Raw genomic sequence first — 21,439 nt, 5'->3', positions numbered from 1 at the left:
AACCATTACTCAACTGCTGATGGCACGGGAGGACTTGATGGTTGCGGAGTTAGTCGAGACCTGGGTGGCGGGCTGGGCCGTATCGCGGCGGACGCCGCCGCCGGTCGAGATGCCCTGGGGGTTCTACATCGCGGTGGCCGACAGCCCGGGTGAAGTGGGACGCCATGTCCTGCCCGAGGCCGATGAGTTGCGGGTCCGCAGCGCCTCCGCCTCGGTGGCCGTGCCGCGGACCTGGATGAAGATACCCGTGGAGCCAGAGGTGATCGAGCCGTGGCTGTCCCCCGGGTGGGTGGTGGCGTACGAGGAGACCGGACACCTGATGGTCACCGACCTCATGGCCGCCCACCGGGTCGAGCCAGAGGGATACACCGTGACGGTGGAGACCGTCGGAGCCGTCGTCTTCGCGCGGGTGCTGGACGCGGCGGGCGAACAGGCGGCCCAGGGGCAGATGGCGGTGCTCGGGGATGCGGCAGTCGTGGACCGAGTGCGGACCGGGGATGCCCACCGTCGGCGCGGGCTGGGGCAGTTGGTGATGCGCACGCTCGCCGACCATGCCCTGAACGAGGGTGCCGGCCTCGGAGTCCTCGGCGCGACCGACGCCGGGCGCGCGCTGTACGAGACGCTGGGCTGGAAGAAGCACGCGACCATGGCGGAGTGCGTCTACCGGCCATGAAGCCCGAAGCGTCAGCCGTACGCCCTCGGGCCAGATCTTCCCTTCAGGGGATCCGCACCCTGTCAGGAAGGCATCCTTGGGGAACACATTCGGCACACATGAGGACGGGAAACCCCACGAACACGTGAGAACTACGGAGGGGAGTTTTCCAAAGCCAGACGTACTGCGACTGGCATTTACGCAGGTCGCAGCCTTGATCAGGGAAAACTCCTAAAGCGGGTGTCGCAGGTTCGAATCCTGCCGGGGGCACCAGCGCAAAGGCCACCCAGGAACGTCCCTGGGTGGCCTTTGGCATCCACAGCTGACATCGACGATGTCGGTCGCTCACGGACGGGCCGCCTCTTGCCGTAGACGGTCCGCGTTGCCGATGCCCTGCTGCACGATGCTCCCCACGTGCGAGCACACAATGGCCGGGCCAAATGCCCCACCGACCTGTGCGGCCCTCTGAGCGAGGTGCGCCTTCCTGCCCCGAGACCGCTTAACCTCTGCTGGTCCGTCCGGCCTCGGGCGGCTCAAGGGAAGGGTGTTCATGCAGCAGCGGGTAGCGGGGAGCGGGTTGAGAGTCGCGGCCTGGGTACTGGTACCACTCGGGCTGGTCCTGGCGCTGGGGGGCATCGGGTACTTCTTCACGAACTACCAGGGCGCCACCGTCATGAGCGAGGCGATGGAGCCCACGTACCGCCCGGGCGAGCGGCTGGTCATCGAGCATATCGACACGGGCGAAATACGCAGGGGCGATGTCGTACTCGTCAATGTGCCCGATCGCTATCAAGGCAGACCGGTCCTGCAGCGGGTCATCGGGAAGGGTGGTGATCACGTGGTGTGCGACGGAAATCGGATCACGGTGAACGGTGAGCCGGTCGACGAACCGTATGTGATGCGCGGCGAAGTGAACCCGGCAACCGGGCCGTACGACGTGAAGGTGCCGGACGGACGGTTGTTCCTGCTGGGCGACCACCGGGGGAATTCGAACGACTCGCGGTTCTTCCTCGACAAGCAGTCGGGCAGCGTCGCAGAATCCGGGGTGCTCGGGCGAGTGCAGAAGAGTCTCACTGTGCCGGCGGTGTCGGTGGCGCTCGGGGTTCTCGGGATCGTGCTGACTCTGGTCGGCACCGGCCTGGGGATCGGGGGGTACGCGGCCGCGCGGCGTGCCCGTCGGACGCTCGCAGCTGTGCCGCCGTGGCCTGTGGCCCAAGGGCTGCCCCCTGGGCGATCTTGAGTATGCGTGTTGTGGCCGGCGTGAGCGCGGCAGTGCGGCCCCCCTGATCAGGTTCTGCCCCGGACCGGGCAGGCCGGGACAGAACCCGATTCAGTGACCTCCATTCGAACTCACTGACAATTTCCGGGACCCGCACACCCAGGCATCGCATTGCTGGACGCAATTCCAGGACAAGCGCGCAGAAACTGCCGCCCCAGTTCGGCCAACGCGGTGAAATACGAAGTCGTCGAGATCACTCGTCGCCTATTGTTGCCGACGTGTGCTGAAATTCAGGCGACCCGCCTATCGGTGTGCGTATCCAATGGCCTGGGCTGCGCAAATTCCGCCCATGTCCGCTGCTGCTTGCACGCCGCGGTAATCGGAAAAGAGATGGTGGAAATTTCCGTAATTAAGCTTTCCCGGCGCACGCGCACTGCATCGACGTCCTTGGTGGCACTTGCGATCGCGAGTGCTCCGCTGGCCTTTCATGGCCAGGCCCAGGCCCAGGCCCAGGCCATGCCGCTGGGCGTGAACGCCCGTCAGGCACCTGGCACTCCAGGGGTCCCGCAGGCCCCGGTTCCGGTGTTCGCCGAAGACTTCGAGAACACAGGTGAGACTCCGGTCTTCCTGGAGGACTACGTCGGCGCCCCACCGCTCGACGAGACATACACGGCCGACCCCTCGTGGCTCGACCACGGGCAGTGCAACGGCATCATCCTCGATCAGACCGGCGCTGATCAGCCCGACTGCCCGGCAGTGCTGAAGGACATGGCCAATGCGCTGGGACAGGTGGGCGGAACGAACCCGCCGACCAACCACGTGGTCGCGGCATACACCAACTGGGTGCCACCGGGCGCCGACCGGGTGGAGTTCCGGACCGTGCAGCCGATCCCGATCGCGAAGCCGAACCGCTACATCACCTTCGCGGTGGACGCAGCCGCCGTGAATTGCGACCAGGCGAATCCGCAGCTGAAGTTCTATCTGACCGACAACGGCTCGGACATCCCCACCTTCACCACCCCCATCAATCCCTGCACCGACCCCAGCTCCAAGTCCTACCCCGAAGGAGGCGGGTTGCGGGCCGGAAGGTTCGCCGGCAACAGGGCTGTGCTGTTCAACGACAGCCAGTTGGGCATCAAGATGGTCAATGGGCAGGGCGAATGGTTCGGTAATGACCACGCATTCGACAACATCCGGATCCTGGATGCGACTCCGCAGCTGGACAAGGCGTTCAGTCCTGCCACGATCGAGCAGCGTGGCACCTCGACAGTCGCGATGACGGTGACCAACACCAGTGAACTGGCGGCGAAGGACGACTTCAGCTTCGCCGAAAGCCTGCCCACCGGAGTGAAGGTGGCTTCGCGCGCGAACGCGTCGACGACCTGCGGAAACGGCACGGTGTCCGCGACGGCGGGGGGCACGTCCGTCACTCTGAACGGCGGCGACCTGGCCGCAGGCGAGAAGTCCTGCACGGTCACGGTGGACGTCACCGCCGCCAAGGCGGGAACCTACGTCAACCGCCCCGAAGCGATCACCACGGTCGGTCTGAATCCCCCGGCCCCCGCGACCCTGACCGTCAAGAGGAAGTCGGCAGCGGTGGGCACCGCAACGGGTTCGGGCGGTCTGCTTTCCGGCAATCTGGTGCAGGCCCCCGTGGACATCCCGGTCAATGCCTGCGGCAACTCCGTGAACGTCGTCGGAGTGCTCAACCCGGCGGCGGGCAACGTCTGCGTCAACGGCTAGCCGACCAAGTCACTCGCCGCACCGCGACCGGGCGGGTCCCGGCGCTGGTCGCGGCGGCGTGACGGATACCGGTGTACGCCGAGGCCCGGACCGCGCGGAAGCGGTCCGGGCCTCGGGTGTTCCTCAGGCCGCAGGGAGCCGGGGCAATTCCTTCGGGAAGGTCCGCGATTCCTGGCAGTCGACAGCCTCGTACGTGTGACGAGCAAGCTGGTAAGCGAAGTCGACAAAGACCTGCCGCAGCTCATTCCCGTGGACGCGGGTTTCGCCGATGGTGCGGGCCTCGACGGTCAGCGCATAAGCCTCCCGCGCCTCGCCCCGCTTCTTGCCGGGCGGGGTGCAGGGGACGTACACGTACGCACGGTCCGGGTGCGCCAAGGCTCTGATGCCGCCGGACGACACCTCGACCGGGTTCTTGTCGCCCCCGTTCTCCGCGTAGAAGTCACGCCACGAGCCGGGAGCCGAGTCGCGGTGCTGCACCTCTCCCGAGATGACGGAGCCACCGCTGGTGCGTACGTAACAGGCAAAGAAGTAATCCCCCTCCGACCGGTTTTGCCGAAGGCTCCCCCGCTCCTCGGCCGAACGCGCCGAGGGCAGGGCATGCGCCGCCGTCTCCCGGTCCACCGCGCCGTCGCACGGCCGGGCCGGCAGCCGGTCGATGCCCTTGGTGAAGATCTCCAGGTATCCGAATACCACCGCGAACGCCACCAGGCAGCATATTCCCGCGGTGACGAAGTTTTTCTTTCGACGTGCCTGCATGAGGATTCCCACATCCACTCAGAAATTACGCGGCCGGCCGGGCATGGGCGTCCTCCAACATGTTGTCGCTGTCGTTCCAGCCCGCCTGAGTCGCCAGGCGGATCATGTTCCGCGTGGCATCCTCCGTCAGTTCCTTGGACCCGTGCTTTTCCATGGCCTTGATGGCGCTCTCCTGTGTCTGCACGTTGGTCGATTCCAAAGAGTCGTTCAGCTTCCCCCCGCTGTCGTAGAGGGCCTGGTCCAGGGCGCCGTCGATCTGCTGCCCGTCGATGAGGCGGTCGACGGCCATACCTGCGACTCCACCGAAGAAACCGCTGACCGCGGCGCTCGCCGCCGCCACGGCCGGTGCCGTTCCCACCAGGGCGACGGTACCCACGCCGACCCCGGCGGCCAGGAAGGACTTGACCGTGTCGCCCTTGGTCTTGAGGGCGTCGTTCGCTTCCTTCTCGGCCTCCAGGTCACCGGCGATCTCGGAGTCCGCGACCGAGTGTCCGACGATGCCCTCGATGATTCCGGCGTTCGTGGAGATGGCCTTGACCGCGTCCTCCGTCTTTCCGTCGAAAAGTTCCGGCTGGGCGACGTGCGCCTCCAGGGAACTCGCCGTGTAGACGCTCTCCCCGACGATGATCGCGGCGCGGCCCATGGGGTCGCGGGCCGTCTCGTACAGGAACCGTGTGGCATCCAGCTTGTTGAGCCCGTCGGGATCCTGGCTGTTGCTCCAGAAGATCGACTCGGCTCCCGTACCGGAGACCGACCGGCTGATCTCGGGCATGTAGGCAGCGGCCATGTCGCCGAAGCTCTCGCCCGTGGCCTTGTTCACCAGATCGGCGCCGGTCCCCGGCTGTGCGACCGCGTGCATGACCTCCTGCATCAGCGCGACCTGCGCCTTGCTGTGCGGCCGGACGTCGGTCGGCCTCTCACCGTCCCCGATTCCCGTCGTCGCCGCCTCCAGGGCGTGCGCCACCGAACCGTCGCGGTCGGTGTACCGGGTGCTCTCCAGCATGTGCTCGAAGACCTTCTTGTCGTCGAAGGTCTCCAGCGCGGCCTCGGGGTTGTGGGACAGGGCCTTCATGTAGCCGATCAGCGGGTCGCTGCCGTTGTCCTTGCCGAAGACGAGGTCCGTGACGTTTCCGGCCTTCCAGAGGTCGTTGGTGCCCATGCCGGGGCTTCCGGCCGGCGCCATGTCCATCTTCAGGAGCTGCTTGCCGTAGGCGTCGAGGAACTCGGAGTCGTACTTGCCGTGGTGCATCAGGCTGCTCATGACCTGGTAGCCCATGGCACCGTTCGGCCTCAGCGGGTCCGAGGAGTTGGCCCGGAAGGCCGTGGTCGCCTCGTCGAGGACCCTCTTCTTCCACTCCTGCATGCCGTCCGCGTCGGACAGCGTGGCCGTCGCGAGTGTCATGCTCATGTCCCTCTGAATGCTCTGGAGCTGCTTGAGCTCCTCGCCCGTCGCGCCGCGGTGAACCTCGGCAAGGTCGTTCCAGAACTGCAGGGTCTCCTTGCCCCCCAGCTTGGAGGCGAACTGGGCGGAGAAGAGCTCGTCGTCCTTGTACTTGGACATGGTCCGCTGGAACTCGGCGAGTTCCTCGGGCGACATCTTCTTGGCGTCCTTCGCCAGCTTCGCCATGTCGTCGGCCTTCTTCAGCGCGTCGGCGGCGGAGTCGCGGTCGGCGTACTTGGCGCCGGAGAAGCCGTAGTCGGCCTGTTCGGCTATCGCCTTCAGGGCACGGGCGGCGGTGGAGTCGCTCGTCGTGGCCGCGCCGAGGAGAACCTGGATCGTGTGCCTGAGAGCCTCGGCCTTCTCCTTGGTGCCAGGAGGTTCGGGGTGGACGGCCGCGATGACACGGAAGCCGCCGCCCTTCTCTCCGTAGACCGAGAGCTTGTCCCTCTCGAAGCCGTCGTCCAGGGCCTTCGTGAGCTTGTCCCGGTACCCGACGAGCTCGTCGTACGTGTCCTTGAGGATGTTGTGGATGGAGGTCGCCTGGGTGAGGGCGTCGGAGAACTCACCGGTCGTCTTGGAGATGAACTCACGCGAGACAGTGGCGTTGACGCCGGCCCAGTTGGCCTTGTCGGCCTTGGCCTTCATGTCGTCGCGCGACTGCTTCTCCAGCCTCGTCAGGCTCTTGACGACCGTGCCCCAGTCGCTGATCGCGGTGTTCAGCGTTGAGAAGTTGGCGTGACGGAGTGCTTCGAGGTCCATCAGCGCTTCGTCCCCTCGTCAAAACCCTCGTCAAGGGTGGCGATGCTGCTGACGGTCGACGCGATGTAGTACTCGTCGCCCGCGTGGGCCTTCTTCGTGAAGTCCATGTGGTTGGAGATGTGGGCACAGGCGTCGAGCAGGGTGGTCAGCGATTTCTCCCACCGTTCCTGGACCGAGTCCAGGGCGCCCCCGAGCTCGAACTCCTGCGTCCTGAGGTCCTTGGCGGCGGTCTGACTGCTGGACCAGGCGTCACGGCCGTAGCGGCCGAGGTCCGTGAACAGCTTGAACGCGCTGTCACCGACTGCAGCCAGGTCCTGCTGGTCGACCTTGAGGTCACCCTGCTGCCCTCCGCCGCCGCCCGTGCCGCCCGGAACCCCGTTCAACTGCATTCGCGAGGAGCTTCTACTGCTGGCGTCGGCCTTCAGCTGCTCCCATTCGTCCCACACCATCTGGTGAAATCCTTCCCCGTACGGACAAGCAAGAAATCGACGTTCCACTCGGGAAGACCGGCAGACATCCCGGTCATGTCAAGGGCCGACCCTACACAAGCAATTGGAACGGATCACCGGACAGCCTGGCCCCCTTGTTCGGCTCTCCCTTGCGGGCCAGCGGTCAGGGACGCATGCGGCCGAGCGCCGACAACGAGTACGGATGGTTCGCCCTGCGGCCTATGTGCTGGGGGCCTACGAGGACGGGCCGGGCACACTGTCCCCGCGGGTCTTCAGGTTCAGCCCGAGGAGGGGGCCTGGGTGTGTTTGCCTTCCAAGGCCCTGGCAGGCCTGAGTTCTACGGATGGCCTTGGAGTGGGAACAGGTAATCGTTCGCTCGGAAGATCCGGTGGCCTAGGGCCAGTGGTGGGCCGAGGCTCTTGGCTGGGTCGTGGTCCAATCCTCCGACGAGGAGGCATCAGTCAGCACGGGTCGTTCACGGGTGGTTGACGGCGGCCACGGGTAGTTGGCGGCGGCCGCCTTCACCTCAATGCTGGTCGCCCACGGAGTCCGCGTAGTAGACCGACTCGGCCAGATGGAAGGCGAGCTGGCGGAAGGTCCATCCCGTTCCGGCCGACCGGTCCAGCTCGTCGGGTGTCAGGGCGTCCAGGCGGTTCGCCCAGATCCTGGCCAGGCGGGTGAGCCGACTGCGTGCCTCGTCGAGGTCGGCTCCGGCGAAGGGGGCGAGGTCGGCCGCGGTGGTGGTCGCCGAGGCGTGCCAGTGATCGGGCTGCGTCTCCTCGCCGACGAGCCGGGCCTCCATCTCGGCGAGATGGTCGACCATGTGGTCGGCGACGCGGCGGATCGCCTTGTGCGGGGTGTAGAGCCGGTCGCCTGCGGGGACGGGGCGGCCATCCCAGTCGGTCCAGGTCGCGGCGAGGGCCAGGACGTGGTCGACCATGGCCGTCAGGACCTGTGCCGGGTCGCGGTCGTCCGTCGCCGGAGTCTCGTCGTGGGCGGCGTCGGGGGCGGCGTCGGGGGCGGCGTCGGGGGTGCTGTCGTGGGCGGTGGGGGTGCTGGATTCGCCGGGGTGGCCGGAAGCGGCGAGGTCGTGCGTCGTGTCCGTCATGGCTCGACGCTAGACCGGCGACTCTTCGGCCCCCGCCGAACCGTCTCCCGCTGCTCCGAGCACCGAGCGGCCCCGAAGCAGCGGAGGCTGACGACAGCACTCGGTCAGCGCAGTTCCTCCGGGCACGGTGTGCCGGGTGACAGTTGGTAGGGGGCGGCCAGCCGGTACACACCCGGTCGCGGTGCGAGCAGTTCCGTCCACTCGTCGCCGTCCGCGTCCTCCTCGGCCTTGAACAGACAGCCGTTGGTGTTGACGAAGGTCCGCGGAGTGCTCTCGTCCGTGCGCTGCTTGGACTCCTCGGTCTCCTGCGGCCGCTCGACGCTCCTGCCCTCGCTGTCGACCACGGCGAGCCAGCGCGAGTACGGGATACGGATCAGGATCCGGCCCGGCGTCTTCACATGGATGGTCAGCTCGCCCGCGTCGGCCTCGTCCACCGTGGCCGGCGGATCGGCCAGCGGCACCGGGCTGTCCACCTCGAAGAGCCGCCAGTTGGCGTCGGACCACACCGGCTTCAGATACGGCAGCCCCTCGTCGACCAACTGCGCCTCCTTCACCGCGCCGCTGGCGTCCGGCCTCCCCTTGGGCAGCACCACGTAGTGCACCGCCCAGCGGTCGAGCCACTCGCGGTAGTTGGCGCTGTCCAGGGTGTCGTCGTAGAAGAGCGGGTTGCGTTCCATGTCCGCCTGCCGGTTCCAGCCCCGGGCCAGATTGACGAACGGCGCGAGCCCGGACGCCTCCCGGTGACTGCTCGCGGGCACGACCTCGACCCTGCCCCGCTCGGCACCGGCCTGCTGGAGCTGATGGACCAGCGGGGCCAGCTCACGCGCCCCGGCGGCGGTGGGAGCGGTGCGGACGATGTCGTCGACGCCCTTGAAGCCGATCCAGAAGTTCAGCCCGGCGAACGCGACGACCAGCGCGTACCAGCGCCGGGAGCGCGGCGTGGTGTAGGGCAGTGCGGCGAGGAGCACCACTCCGGCGAACAGCATCGCCATCCGGGTGATGTTCGAGCCGATCTGTGAGTCGATCACATAGGTCAGCAGCGTCCCGACGCCGTACACGGCGGCCGCGGTGCGGACCGTCTTCCAGTCGCGCGGTACGAGGACGAACACGAGGACCGCGAAGATGAACGGCAGCGACAGGGTCGCGATCGACATCGGCTGTGTACCGGAGAACGGGAACAGCCAGGCGGACAGCGCCACCACCGCGACCGGGGCCAGGCCCAGCGCGTACGCACCGGGGCGCCGCTTGTTCAGGAACAGCGCGGCGGCGACCACGCCCAGGAACAGCCCGGCCACGGGGCTGCTCGCCGTCGCGAGCCCGGCGAGCGGCGCGGCGACGGCCGCCTTCGCCCACCGCTTGTACCGCCAGCGGTACGGCCAGCAGAACACCGCGGCCGTCGCGGCCACCGCGAACATCATGCCGAGCCCGAACGTCACCCGCCCCGACAGCGCGTTGCACAGATACGCGAACGCCCCGGCGAGCGAGCAGGCCAGCGGGTTGCGGACGGCCCGGACCCGGACCAGGATCAGCGCGGTCAGCGCCGCCGACACGGTCCCGACCATCATCATCGTCGTACGGACACCGAGCACCGACATCAGATACGGCGAGACGACGCTGTACGAGACGGGGTGCATGCCCCCGTACCAGGCCAGGTTGTACGCGGTCCCGGGGTGCCGGCCGACGAACTCGGCCCAGGCGTCCTGGGCCGCGATGTCGCCGCCGCTGTTCGCGCAGAAGAAGAACCAGAGCAGGTGGGTGATCGCGGCGACGGCCGTCGTGATCGTCACCGGATGCCGCAGCAGCCGCTGGGCGCGGGCCCTGCGCGACGGGTCGGTGCGCGGCGGCTGCCCGGAGGCGCCCGTGGCTGCCACGTCCTCCGGGGTGGGCGCGGTCGTCCGTGTGTTCCCGCCGCTACCGCTGCTGCCGCCGATGTCGCTGCCCCTCATGCCTGTGCTGTCGGCCGCCTCATGGCCGGGTCTCGGCTCCGCGGTGGTCACTGCGGCTCTCCCCGTCTCCCCGAATCCGCCTGGCCTCGTACCCCGTCCCCCGTGCACCCGTGAGGACGCCGTCCCAGCGTCATCGAGTTGCCTCGGGACGCTAACACGTACGCAGCGCGGAAGGGGGCGCCGGGACCGGCACCCCCTTCCGTCATCGCTCTTTCCGGCCTTCGGGCCGTTCCCCGCCGGGCGGTCAGCCGATCCGGGTCAGCTTGTCGCCGAAGGCCGGTTCGGTCATGTCGCTCTGCAGCGCGACGGCCACCTTCACCTGGCTGGTGCCCTCACCCACGGTGAGCGTGCCCACGTGGGTGCCGGCCGTCGCCGAGTGCGGGATCGTCTTCCCGTCGTCGGTCAGCTCGATCTTCACGGTGAGGCCGGCCCAGCCGACCGCCGAGACGTCCTTGGTCGCGATCACGGGGACGCTGCCGCCGAGGCCGTCCGAGACGGTGCCGACGACGTCGCCCTTCTTCACGACCTTGGCGCCCTCCAGCAGGTCCTGCGTCGCGAGCATCACTTCCTTGCTCACCGCGTTCACCGTGTCGATGATGGCCGGCTTGTGCTGGCCCAGGACGGCGCCGACGATCAGCTGGTCGGTGTCGCCGACCATCTTGTGGGCGGCGAAGAGCAGGTTCCCGCCGGCCTTGCTGGTGGAGCCGGTCTTGATGCCGAGCGCACCGTTGTAAGGCACGAGGGTGTTGTAGTTCCGCCAGTTCTTGCCCGACGGGTCGGTCCACGACGGCAGCTTGGTGATCTCCATCAGCGCCGGGATCTCCACCAGCTTCTGCCCCAGCTTCACCTGGTCCTCGGCCGAGCTCACCGTGGTCGCGTTGAGTCCGGACGGGTCGGTGTAGGTGGTGTTCTTCATGCCGAGCGACTTGGCGGTCTCGTTCATCTTCTTGACGAACGCTGCCTCGGACCCCGCGTCCCAGCGCGCCAGCAGCCTCGCGATGTTGTTCGCGGACGGGATCATTATGGCCGAGAGGGCCTCCTGCTCGGTGAGCTTGTCACCGGCCTTCACGGTGTTGAGGGTCGACTCGCCCTCCGCGTCCAGCCGGCCGTCCGACTCCGCCTTGGCGTCGATCTCGATGGAAGGACCCTTCTCGCCCTTCTTCAGCGGGTGGTCCTTGAGCACGATGTACGCGGTCATCGCCTTGGCCACACTGCCGATCGGCACGGCCTTCTGCTCACCGAACGAACCCACCGGGCCCAGACCGGTCGCCGCCATGTAGCCCTGGCCCTCGTCGGGCCACGGCAGGGTCGGCTTGCTGCCCTTGAAGGTGTACGTGTCCTTCGCCGACATCTGGAGCTCGGGCTCCGGGAGCGGGCGCACCATCTGCACGATCGCAAAGACGATCAGCAGGAGCAGCACCAGCGGGGTCCAGATCTTGACCCTGCGGACGGCAGTGCGGACCGGTGTCTCCGGTGGCGGAGGCGTGTTCGTCAGCTCGGCCAGCAGGTCGAGCGGCGGCTTCGGCGGCATCGGCTGCTGCGTGGTCCGCTCGGCGGTGGACAGCGCGGCGGGAGCCGGCGCGGCGGAGGCGGCGGGCGCCTCCGGCCTACGGGGCGCGGGCGTCGAAGCCGGCCGTACGTCGTCCCCGCGCAGGGGTACGAACTTGCTGGTCCGCTCGGCGGCGGACTCGGACTTCGGCTCGGGCGGCGGGATCTTCAGCGCGGTCGTCGGCTGGTCGACCTTGGGTGCGGCGGGCGCCCTGAAGATGGCCGTCGGCTGGTCGATTCCGCCCTTGTCCTCGGCGGAGTCGTCGGCGTCCTTCTCCGCACCTTCGGCGTCTTCGTCGGCCTCGGTGCTGTCGTCGGCCTCGGTGTCGGCCTTCTTCTCCTCGGCGGAGGAAGCCTCGTCGTCGCCGGACGAGTCACCGGACTTCTCGTCGCCGTCCGCGTCGGCGGCGTCATCCGCGTCGGCGGTGGCGGCAGCGGTGTCCGCCTCGGCTTCGTCGCCATCGGCATCGGCATCGGCATCGGCATCGGCATCGGCATCGGCATCGGCCGACGCGGTCGCCGCGTCCGGAGTTACGTCGTCCCCAGCCGCGTCCTCCGACGTGGTGGCCTTCGCGTCGCTGTGGCCGTCTGCGCCCTCCGCGTCCTCCACGTCCTCGTCGCCGTCCTTCGACACCCAGGCGGCGACAGCCGCACGCAGCCGCGCGTCACCCTCCCCGGAGCCCTCAGCGGTCCTCACCGCGTCGGACTCGTCGTCGTCCGCGTCGCCGGACTCGCCACCGCCGTCACCGCCGTCACCGCCGGACTTGTCAGCGGCCCCGGCCGCGTCCGCGTTCTCCGGGGCATCCGCCGCCTCGGCCTCAGCGGCATCCACGTCCTCAGGCGCCCCAGGCGCCTCCTCCGGGCCGTCGGCGCGCTTCGCGCTCTCCTCTGCCTCTTCGGCTTTCTCGGCGCTCACAGCGCCGTCGGCGTCGTCGGAGGCCGCAGCCGCGTCCTCGTCCACGCGCTCCGCCCGCGAACCGTCACCGGCCTCGCCGCTCCCGCCGTCCTCGGACTGCATCGCGCGGAAGACGGCCGTGGCCGTGTCCGACTTGGCGTCCTCGCCGGCCCCGGCAACCGCGTCCGTACGGAAGACGGCCGTGGCCGTTTCCGTCTCTCCGGACTCTCCGCTTCCGGCGGCCGCGTCATCGGCGGGCGGTTCGCGGAAGACGGCAAGCCGCGGATCGCTTTCGCTCCGAGTCGTACCCGACGACTTCTGCTGCTTCGACTTGTCGGGGGACTCGCCCGCCACCGATGCCTCCTCCATGCGGCACGGGGGACACCCCCGCGCTGTCCGAACCATCTACCAGTGTCCCGTGTGAACCACCGGCCCGGCTGCTAGACGAGAACGACATACCTACTGGTTCCCATACAAAGCACCCAGGCGCTCTCGACAGACCAATGTGAGAGGGGTCACCCTGTCATTCATCCACGCGGGGAGGCATGGATGGGCAGGAGCCGCAGAACAATTCCGGAGGAGCTTCTGCTGCTCGCTCTGGACCCGACCACGGGTACCACAGCGCAGCCGCAGTCGCTCGACCTCGGCCTCGCCGGGGCTCAGCTAGTGGAGCTGGCTCTGGCAGGACGGATAGCCCCTGACGGGGATCGTATCGCCGTGGTGATGCCACGGCCGACAGGAGATCCGACTCTGGACTCCGCACTGGAACTGCTGCGGCGACGCGGCAGCCCGGTTCGGGCGGTCCACTGGATCGGCGGGCCCCGGCTGGGGCTGCGTCAGATCTACCTCGCTCACCTGGAGCGGTGCGGCATGGTGCATGCCGTGGCGGGCCAGATGTGCGGAGTGCTGCCGACGACTCGCTACCAGGCGACGGAGACGGCAATCAGCCGGGACATCAGAGCCAGGCTGGACAGTGCGATCCGCACCGGCGTACCGCCGGACCCGCGGACCGCGGCGCTCGCCGCGCTGGCCCACGCGGTCGGACTCGGCAAGCACCTGTATCCCGGGAACGAGGGGCGTTCATCACGCTCCAGGCTCCGGGACCTGATCAGACACGACCCCATGGGCGGACTCGTGGCGCATGCCGTGATGGACGTCCAGAACGGGGCGGTCGCACAGCCGCGCCGCAATCAGGCGGCCGTAGTTCCGTTGCAACCGCAAGTGCAGTCGCAGTCGCGCCGCGGCAGCATGGCGCACACTGCGGCCCACTAGGCGCACCACGCCCCGGGCCGCACCCTGCACCGCACGCACCGCATGCACAACACCGCATACACAGCACAGCACCGCCACACCGCCACGCGACCGCACGGCGAGCACGGCAGCACCAACCGAATACCGCCGCACCGTCGTCCCCAAGACCCGGTTCGGGAGCCGCACCAAGCGCGGGGCAGCCGGAACACCGGCTGCCCCGCGCGCTTGCGTGTGGCCATTTCCCAGCGCGGCCAGGGCCGAGGGTGGCAATCTGCTGAGCAGTAGATACGCACAGCTACATAGCCGGAGGTGCCGTTTCCGTGCCGTCCAACGTCAATCCCACCGTCAGACGACGCCGGTTGGGCCAGGAATTGCGCCGCCTGCGCGAACTCAAGGGCATGACGGCCGAGGAGGTGGCGGAGCGGCTGCTGGTCTCGCAGTCGAAGATCAGCCGCCTGGAGAACGGCCGCCGTTCCATCAGCCAGCGCGACGTCCGCGACCTCTGCGGGGTGTACGACGTCGAGGATCTCCGGATCGTCGACTCGCTCATGCAGATGGCCAAGGATTCGCGCCAGCAGGGCTGGTGGCACGCGTTCGGGGACATCCCGTACAGCGTCTACATCGGCCTGGAGACGGACGCCGAATCACTGCGGGTGTACGAACCCCAGGTGGTCCCGGGCCTGTTGCAGACGCGCAGTTACGCCGAGGCGCTGATCAACGGAGCGCTGCCGGAGGCCCCGCCGTCCGACATCGAGAAGCGCGTCAACGTCCGGGCCCGCCGCCAGGACCGGATCACCGACCGCGAGCATCCGCTGCGGCTGTGGGCGGTCATCGACGAGTCCGCGCTGCGCCGGATGGTCGGCAGCAAGCAGGTGATGATCGAGCAGTTGGAGCAACTGATCGAGCTGTCCCAACTGCCGCATGTGACCGTGCAGGTACTCCCGTTCGAGATGGGTGCGCACCCCGGGATCAACGGGCAGTACGCCATTCTGGAATTCCCGGACGCCGCCGATTCCAGCGTCGTCTACATCGAGGGCGTCACCAGCGATCTCTATCTGGAGAAAGCCAATGATGTGCAGCGGTACAGCGTCATGTACGAACACCTGCGGGCGCAGGCGCTGAATGTGGAACAGACCCGGCACTTCATCACCGAGATCGTGAAGGATTACACCGGGCACAGCATCGGCTGAGCTCCGGACATCGGACGGCCCGCAAAGTCCGGAATGCGGAAAATGAAGTGATGCCATGGGGTGGGCGGCGGCAAAGTACACCGCAACCCACCCCGGGCGGAAGATCTACCTGGTATATACCACTCGGTCGAGTGAACGCACCCTTCGGGCAAGGAGCTTGGCGAGTAGCGTCGATCACACCAACCAGAACACTGTTGGTGTCATTCACGCGACTCTTTGAACCGGAGTGAACATGGCCATTCGTCAGGGTGCTACGGACAAGTGGACGAAGTCCTCGTATTCCGGGGGCAACGGCGCCTGCGTCGAAGTCAAGTCCCCGCTCACACGGGCAATTGCCGTACGCGACTCGAAGGCCCCCGAGGGCCCCTCGATCACGTTCGTCCCCGCTGCGTGGAACGCATTCGTGCGTGATGTCGGACAGGGTGCGGTCGACGCCTGACCGATGATTTCCCGCTCGCATCGCGGCGCCGGATCCGGTGCTGCCGTCAGCCCTCTCGACTGGTCCGCCGTCCTGGCCGAGGGGGCTCGATGCCCGACCCGAGGGGAAACCCCGGTGAAGTCGCTCAGCGCAACTGATCCACGTACAGATCGGTCCCCGGCACCGTCGGAATGAACGGCGCCACCAGCTCCACCCGCCCCAGGCCGGACTCCGCGACCGCCGCGTCGAGCCCGGTGAAGTGCTCGGCCCAGCACTCCCGCGGGTCCTCCTGGAGGAACCACAGCAGGGTCAGCCGGGTGTCTACGCCCTCGACCTGCTTCACATAGCTCATCCGGTCACCGGGCAGCGGCGTGGGCCGGAAAACGGTCACCATCGCCGCGGGCGAGCCGGCCAGCCGCTTCGGCAGATGCCGCGAGCGCAACCACTCCAGCAGTTCACCCCGCGCCCCGCCCCGCACTTCATCACCCGCCCCGCGACCGCCCCCGCCCTCGCGCCCGTTCGCGTCGATCACTTCGAGGACGAGCCCCCGGTAGGGGTGGTCCAGGGCGTGGAAGTCCCGGGGCCCCGCGGCACCGTCCCGGTAGACCGTCGCCTCGTGGTCCTGGAACGCGGTGAACACATGGGTCCGGGCCTGGTGGACCCGGCCGTCCCGGTTGAGCCTCTTGTTGATGCCGACGGTCCACCTCATGTGGTCGTCGTAGCGCCCGTCCGTCACCCAGTACGTCGACAGGTAGCAGCCGGCCGTAACGGGCCGGGCGACCGCTGATGCCTCCGGGTAGCGCAGTTCCTGGAGCTCCCGGGTGGCCACCCAGCGCCGCCCGGCGAACATCCAGGGCATCGCCATGGCGCCCGCGTAGTAGTGATCGTCCTCGTACCAGCGGTTGTACGCGTACTCATGGCCCGGGTGCGGTTCCACCATGGTGATCAGCGCATGGCCGGGATGGACGCCGTACGGCCCCAGCGCGGCCAGTTCGGCGTAGGTGTCGCTCCGCGTCTCGTCACTCATGCCGTTCCCCTTCCGTACTCCGCAGCGGCGTCCTACTCTGACGCCCCGTCAGGAGATCTGCCAGAGCCGGGAGGCCGCCGATGTTGCTCGCGGGGAAGACCGTCATTGTTTCCGGGGTGGGCGCCGGGCTCGGACACCGGGTCGCGGCGGCGGTCGTGCGGGACGGCGGCGACGCGGTGCTCGGGGCGCGCACCGCCGCGAATCTCGCCAAGTCGGCCGCGGAAATCGACCCGGACGGCCTGCACACCGCCCAGCTGGCCACCGACATCACCGACGAGGCGCAGTGCGAGGCACTTGCCGCACTGGCCCTGGAACGGTTCGGGCGGATCGACGCGGTGGTCCATGTCGCCGCCTGGGACAGCTACTTCGGCGGGGTCGAGGACGCCGACTTCGCCACCTGGCAGTCGGTGATCGACGTCAATCTGCTCGGCACGCTGCGGATGACCCGCGCCTGCCTGCCCGCCCTCAAGGAGCGCGGCGGCTCGGTGGTGATCATCGGTACGCAGTCCTCGGTGGCCGCGCCGACACAGGTCCAGCAGGCGGCGTACGCGGCCTCGAAGGGGGCGCTCACCTCGGCCATGTACTCCATGGCGCAGGAGCTGGGCCCGCACCGGATCAGAGTGAACACGGTACTGCCGGGCTGGATGTGGGGACCGCCGGTGCAGGCATACGTACGGTTCACGGCGCACAGCGAGGGGGTGCCCGAGGCCGAGGTGCTGGGCAGGCTCACCGACCGCATGGCGCTCCCGGAGCCGGCCACCGACGGCGATGTCGCCGAGGCCGTCACGTTCCTGGCCTCGGACCGGGCGCGGGCGATCACCGGGCAGTCGCTCCTGGTCAACGCGGGCGAGCTGATGCGGTAGCACCGATGCCGCAGTACCGACGCAGCAGCACTGACGAGGCAGCGCCAGCACCACAACACTGACGCGACGGGCCCGACTCGGTGGGGCCGACTCGGTGGGGCCGACTCGGCGGGGCCTGATGCGATGGGCCTCCCCTTCTCCGCCGCACGGGACCCGCATCCCGTGCGGCGTTCCTCGTTGCTCTCTGCACAGCCTGACGAAGTGCCCGCCCATCGTGTGGCCGCCGTCACGTCGGCGACAACGACCGCGTAAGCCAAGAGCGAGCAAAATCGTTCGAATTGCTGATCTGTGTTCACATCCCTGACCGCGAACCTTGACCGCGGTACCGGACAGACGGTTCAATCCCCGATGTCCCCGCTCCCGCACGGGGCCCCGCTGAACGGTCGTACTGGCGAAGTGCGCACCCCGTTCACAAGGCGGACCCCAGGAGGGGGCACATGAACAGTCTCGACTGGGTCGTGCTCATCGGCTACTTCGGTGTGATGGTCGCGATCGGGCTCTGGTCCCACAAGCGCGTGGACAACGTCAGTGACTTCTTCACCGCGGGCGGCAGGATGCCGTGGTGGCTGTCCGGCATCTCCCACCACATGTCCGGCTACAGCGCGGTGATGTTCACCGGATATGCCGGCATCGCCTACCAGTACGGCGTCACGTCCTTCGTCACCTGGTCGCTGCCGATCGCCATCGGAATCGGCATCGGCGCCCAGCTCTTCGCTCCCCGGCTCAACCGGCTGCGCTCGCGGCTGCACGTCGCGTCGCCGCTCGAGTACCTGAAGAACCGCTACAACATCCCGACGCAGCAGGCGCTCGCCTGGTCCGGGCTGCTGCTGAAGATCGTGGACGTCGGCGCCAAGTGGGCGGCCATCGCCACCCTGCTCTCCGTCTTCACCGGCATCTCGATCACCCAGGGCATCTTCGTCACCGGCTGCATCACCGCCGTCTACTGCACGGTCGGCGGTCTGTGGGCGGATGCGCTCACCGAGCTGGGACAGTTCGTCATCCAGCTCCTCGCCGGCGTCGCGATGCTGGTCACCGCCATGAGCGAGCTCGACGGCGTCAGCACCCTGTGGACGGTCTGGGACAAGCTGCCCGAGGGCCATACGGACCCGACGGCCGGCCCGTACACCGTGACCTTCCTGCTGGCGTATCTCTTCATCAAGACCTTCGAGTACAACGGCGGCATGTGGAACCAGGCGCAGCGCTACATGGCCACGGAGTCCGCCGCGGCCGCGAAGCGTTCGGCCCGGCTCTCCGCCGTGCTGTGGCTGGTCTGGCCCACGGTCCTGTTCTTCCCGATGTGGTGCGCCCCGCTGCTGGTGCACGCGCAGAAGCCGGACGCCTCGGACAGCTACGCCCTCATGACCGAACAGCTGCTGCCGCACGGCCTGTTGGGGCTGGTCGTCGTCGGCTTCTTCTCCCACACGATGGCCATGTGTTCCTCGGACGCCAACGCCATCTCGGCGGTCTTCACCCGGGACATCGCCCCGGTCCTGTCCAAGTCCGCGCGCAACTGGGACACCCGGGCGGGCCTGTTGGCGGCCCGGCTGTCGACGCTCGGCTTCCTCGCCCTGTCGATGGCGCTCGCCACCCAGATCGACTCGCCGACGTTCAAGGACATCATCTCGGTCGTCATCAAGTGGGTCGCCGGTCTGATGGGCCCGATCGCGATTCCGTTCATGCTCGGCCTGTTGCGCGGCTTCCGCAGGTCCGGGCCGACGGCGGCGCTCACCAGCTGGGCGGCCGGGCTGCTGGCGTTCTACTTCACCAACTACGACTTCGACGGTTCGGTGAAGACGGATGTCGCGCTCCAGTACCAGGTGGCCCTGCCGCTGGCGATCTCGCTGGTCCTCTACATCGTGGTCGGCTTCATCAAGCCGGAGGACACCCCCGAGCGCGACGCGATCATCGAGCAGATCAACTCGGACGGCGACGGCGCGGCGGCCGGGCCGACGCTTCCGGCACAGGCCGGTCCGGGGGATGCGGCGGTGACGGAGAACGTGAAGGACTGACGCCCGCCGCGAGGGCGGCCGCATGGGCTGCGCGTGTCAGCCGCGCGGGTAGCGGGCCAGCCAGCCCGGTGCGGCGGCCGACGGGCTGTGCAGGGCCGGGCCCTGCGTCATCTCCATGGCGAAGTCGTCCGCGAGCTCCAGCACCGTCGGCCTGCCCTCCAGTTCGGCGAGCCAGGCCGGCGGCAGCGCGGTCTCGCCGTGCAGCGCGCCGAGCAGCGCCCCGCACAGGGCCCCGGTGGCCGCGGAGGGCCCGCCGTGGTTGACGGCCAGCCGCAGCCCGTGGCGTATGTCCTCGCCGACCAGCGCGCAGTACACGGCGATGGCGAGGACTTCCTCCGCCGCGTCCGTGTCCCCCAGCGACTCGATCAGGGCGGGCCCCGGGATGCCCTGGCGCACGGTGCCCAGGGCCTGCTTCAGCGCCTCGGTGACGGGTTCGTGCCCCGGGCGCTCCGCGAGCAGGGCCAGCGCGTGCTGGACGGAGCCGTCCAGGGTCTCGCCCCGGGCCAGGCCGTGCACCATGACGGCGAGGGCGCCCGCGGAGAGCAGGGCGGCGGGGTGGCCATGGGTCTGGGCGGCGCACTCGACGGCGAGCTGGAGGACGAGCTGGGGCTCCCAGCCGACGAGCAGCCCGAACGGTACGGACCGGGTGAGGGCGGCCGAGTCCCGCGCCTGGGGGTTCTTGGGCTGGTCGAGGGTGCCCATGGTGGTGTCGCCGAGCCCCGTCAGGCATTCCCGGGTCGGGCCGCGGCGGGCGTACAGCCACTCCTCCAGGGCCAGCCAGCCGTTGTCCTCTCGGCGCTCGTCGGGCCCCCAGTCGTGCTGGGTGGCCGCCCACCGCAGATGGGCCCGGTGCACATCGGTGGGCGGGTGCCAGGCCCCGGTGTCGCGGCGGACCTGGGCGCGGATCAGCCCGTCGACGGTGAAGAGGGTGAGCTGGGTGACTGCGGTGACGGTGCCGCGTCCGCCGTACGCGGGTACGAGGTCGGTGACCCCGTCGGCACCGTGCGCCGCCCGGATCTCTTCGAGCGTGAGCCCGTCGGCCCCTGCCCCGAGCGCGTCCCCGATGGCCCCGCCCAGCAGCGCGCCGCGCACCCGGCTCCGGAAGTCCTGCTGCTCGGCACGGCCCCACACAGCCGTGGTCCCTGTGCTCACCGTGCCCCTCCCCCGTCGGCCGGCAGGCCGCCCGTCTGCGACTGCGCAGCACTGTAATCGAACGGAGACGGTCGGTAGAGCGCACAAAATGAGTACGAGCCGGTATGTGAACGGACGTCCCGCAGGTCGTTTATGACCGGACGAAGACGCCTCGGGCAACAAGGCAGACCCTCTCGCCATGACAGCCCTATAGTGACTCTATGGCAACTACGACGATCCAGGTCCCCAAAGAGACGCGCGACCACCTCGCCCAGGTGGCCAAGGAGCGCGGCCTGAGCCTGGGCCAGCTGGTCGATCAGCTGGCTTCGCAGCAGCCCACCGCTGCCCAGATCGCCGAGCGCGTGGCCACCACGCGACGGGTGCTCCGGGAGCGCATGGGCTGCACCCTGACCGACGAGGAATTCGAGGGCGGTCCGGACGTGCTGGCCAATGTCTACGCCATGGCGGCCGAGAAGATGCGTGCCGGCCGAAACAGGGCAGCGTGATCATCCTCGACACGAGCGCGGTGACGGCGCTCACCCAAGGGCATCGCGCCCTGCACCTTCTCGCCGACAACGTTGCCCACACGCCGGGAGACTGGCTGCACGTCCCCGCGCTGTGCCTCATGCACGGAGAGGCGGCATCGGAGAACCTGGCGCGTGAGGCGCTGGCGCTCCCCGGGGTTCTGGTCGACCCGCTCGACCAGACGGCAGCGGCCACCGTCGGAGCCATGGTGCGCGACGGCTGGGGAGGGCCCGACACCTGCCACGCGCTGTACGTGGCGACACCCCACCAGGAGAGCGGCGGCATGTCGATCATCCTGACCGGGCGCGAGGACGACTACCCGCCCGGCATCCTCACGGTCGATATCGACTCGCCCGGGATGCTCGGCTTCCACTGAGCTGCGGCGTACCCGCCCCGCGCCGGAGCCGACCGGGCACCGATAACGTCACATCCACACCGATGAGTTTGCCCGGCGTGGGGAGTCCCACTGCTGCGGGGAGTCCCACTGTTACCGACAAGCGCAGAAGGAA

At 68.6% G+C, this 21,439-nt stretch carries 18 protein-coding genes; 10 read left to right on the top strand and 8 right to left on the bottom strand.

What is annotated here, in order from left to right; translation table 11 throughout:
• The first annotated feature begins 37 nt into the window (after positions 1 to 37).
• The 3 genes from OHA19_RS23475 to OHA19_RS23465 all read left to right on the top strand — a co-directional run bounded on the left by OHA19_RS23475 (position 38) and on the right by OHA19_RS23465 (position 3,614).
• Positions 38 to 673, top strand: a complete 636-nt coding sequence (locus OHA19_RS23475; RefSeq protein ID WP_405751427.1) for a GNAT family N-acetyltransferase — start codon at positions 38 to 40, stop codon at positions 671 to 673.
• Positions 674 to 1,202: 529 nt separating this feature from the next.
• Positions 1,203 to 1,892 carry a signal peptidase I gene (gene lepB, locus OHA19_RS23470; protein WP_405721566.1) on the top strand — a complete coding sequence of 230 codons (690 nt, stop codon included), beginning with the start codon at positions 1,203 to 1,205 and terminating at the stop codon, positions 1,890 to 1,892.
• Between the two features lie 210 nt (positions 1,893 to 2,102).
• Entirely contained in the window at positions 2,103 to 3,614 is a 1,512-nt protein-coding gene (locus tag OHA19_RS23465) for a chaplin (protein WP_405751425.1), read from the top strand.
• 123 nt (positions 3,615 to 3,737) lie between these two features.
• Here the strand turns inward: OHA19_RS23465 and OHA19_RS23460 are convergent, their stop codons facing one another.
• The 6 genes from OHA19_RS23460 to OHA19_RS23435 form a co-directional block, all read right to left on the bottom strand.
• Positions 3,738 to 4,370 carry a hypothetical protein gene (locus OHA19_RS23460; protein ID WP_405713631.1) on the bottom strand — a complete coding sequence of 211 codons (633 nt, stop codon included), beginning with the start codon at positions 4,368 to 4,370 and terminating at the stop codon, positions 3,738 to 3,740.
• 25 nt (positions 4,371 to 4,395) lie between these two features.
• Entirely contained in the window at positions 4,396 to 6,570 is a 2,175-nt protein-coding gene (locus OHA19_RS23455) for a hypothetical protein (protein WP_405751422.1), read from the bottom strand.
• The gene (locus OHA19_RS23450) at positions 6,570 to 7,019 is read right to left on the bottom strand and encodes a hypothetical protein (RefSeq protein ID WP_405713635.1); all 450 of its coding nucleotides are present in this window, start codon (positions 7,017 to 7,019) and stop codon (positions 6,570 to 6,572) included. The genes OHA19_RS23455 and OHA19_RS23450 overlap by 1 nt, the downstream gene beginning before the upstream one ends.
• Before the next feature lie 526 nt (positions 7,020 to 7,545).
• Positions 7,546 to 7,959, bottom strand: a complete 414-nt coding sequence (locus OHA19_RS23445; RefSeq protein ID WP_405753299.1) for a hypothetical protein — start codon at positions 7,957 to 7,959, stop codon at positions 7,546 to 7,548.
• Positions 7,960 to 8,231: 272 nt separating this feature from the next.
• Positions 8,232 to 10,124: an MFS transporter gene (locus tag OHA19_RS23440; RefSeq protein WP_405713637.1), complete on the bottom strand. Its 1,893-nt coding sequence runs from the start codon at positions 10,122 to 10,124 to the stop codon at positions 8,232 to 8,234.
• 193 nt (positions 10,125 to 10,317) lie between these two features.
• Positions 10,318 to 12,885: a D-alanyl-D-alanine carboxypeptidase gene (locus tag OHA19_RS23435; protein ID WP_405751420.1), complete on the bottom strand. Its 2,568-nt coding sequence runs from the start codon at positions 12,883 to 12,885 to the stop codon at positions 10,318 to 10,320.
• Positions 12,886 to 13,065: 180 nt separating this feature from the next.
• Here OHA19_RS23435 and OHA19_RS23430 point away from each other — a divergent pair, with 180 nt between their 5' ends.
• The 3 genes from OHA19_RS23430 (at position 13,066) to OHA19_RS23420 (ending at position 15,396) form a co-directional block, all read left to right on the top strand.
• A complete protein-coding gene (locus tag OHA19_RS23430) occupies positions 13,066 to 13,788 on the top strand; it encodes a GPP34 family phosphoprotein (RefSeq protein WP_405713641.1) in 723 nt (240 codons plus the stop codon).
• Between the two features lie 299 nt (positions 13,789 to 14,087).
• On the top strand, positions 14,088 to 14,957 hold the full coding sequence (locus tag OHA19_RS23425; RefSeq protein ID WP_405713643.1) for a helix-turn-helix domain-containing protein: 870 nt from the start codon (positions 14,088 to 14,090) through the stop codon (positions 14,955 to 14,957).
• Positions 14,958 to 15,189: 232 nt separating this feature from the next.
• A complete protein-coding gene (locus OHA19_RS23420; protein WP_405713645.1) occupies positions 15,190 to 15,396 on the top strand; it encodes a DUF397 domain-containing protein in 207 nt (68 codons plus the stop codon).
• 124 nt (positions 15,397 to 15,520) lie between these two features.
• Here the strand turns inward: OHA19_RS23420 and OHA19_RS23415 are convergent, their stop codons facing one another.
• Entirely contained in the window at positions 15,521 to 16,402 is an 882-nt protein-coding gene (locus tag OHA19_RS23415) for a hypothetical protein (protein ID WP_405713646.1), read from the bottom strand.
• 80 nt (positions 16,403 to 16,482) lie between these two features.
• Between OHA19_RS23415 and OHA19_RS23410 the strand changes: the two genes are divergently transcribed.
• Both OHA19_RS23410 and OHA19_RS23405 read left to right on the top strand, forming a co-directional pair.
• Positions 16,483 to 17,265, top strand: a complete 783-nt coding sequence (locus tag OHA19_RS23410; RefSeq protein ID WP_405713648.1) for an SDR family oxidoreductase — start codon at positions 16,483 to 16,485, stop codon at positions 17,263 to 17,265.
• 437 nt (positions 17,266 to 17,702) lie between these two features.
• Entirely contained in the window at positions 17,703 to 19,274 is a 1,572-nt protein-coding gene (locus OHA19_RS23405; protein ID WP_405713650.1) for a sodium:solute symporter family protein, read from the top strand.
• Positions 19,275 to 19,310: 36 nt separating this feature from the next.
• Here OHA19_RS23405 and OHA19_RS23400 read toward each other — a convergent pair whose 3' ends face one another.
• Positions 19,311 to 20,426, bottom strand: a complete 1,116-nt coding sequence (locus tag OHA19_RS23400) for an ADP-ribosylglycohydrolase family protein (RefSeq protein ID WP_405713652.1) — start codon at positions 20,424 to 20,426, stop codon at positions 19,311 to 19,313.
• Positions 20,427 to 20,626: 200 nt separating this feature from the next.
• On the opposite strand from OHA19_RS23400, the gene OHA19_RS23395 reads away from it, so the two are divergent.
• Positions 20,627 to 20,911: a hypothetical protein gene (locus OHA19_RS23395; RefSeq protein WP_405713654.1), complete on the top strand. Its 285-nt coding sequence runs from the start codon at positions 20,627 to 20,629 to the stop codon at positions 20,909 to 20,911.
• A complete protein-coding gene (locus OHA19_RS23390; protein WP_405713656.1) occupies positions 20,908 to 21,306 on the top strand; it encodes a hypothetical protein in 399 nt (132 codons plus the stop codon). Before OHA19_RS23395 ends, OHA19_RS23390 begins: the two co-directional genes overlap by 4 nt.
• Positions 21,307 to 21,439: the final 133 nt, after the last annotated feature.

Origin of the sequence: Streptomyces sp. NBC_00012 (genome assembly GCF_045040875.1) — a bacterium.
In the GTDB taxonomy this organism is placed as follows: domain Bacteria; phylum Actinomycetota; class Actinomycetes; order Streptomycetales; family Streptomycetaceae; genus Streptomyces.
The sequence above is the reverse complement of the archived record's forward strand: the minus strand, read 5'-3'. Positions and strand labels throughout refer to the sequence as shown.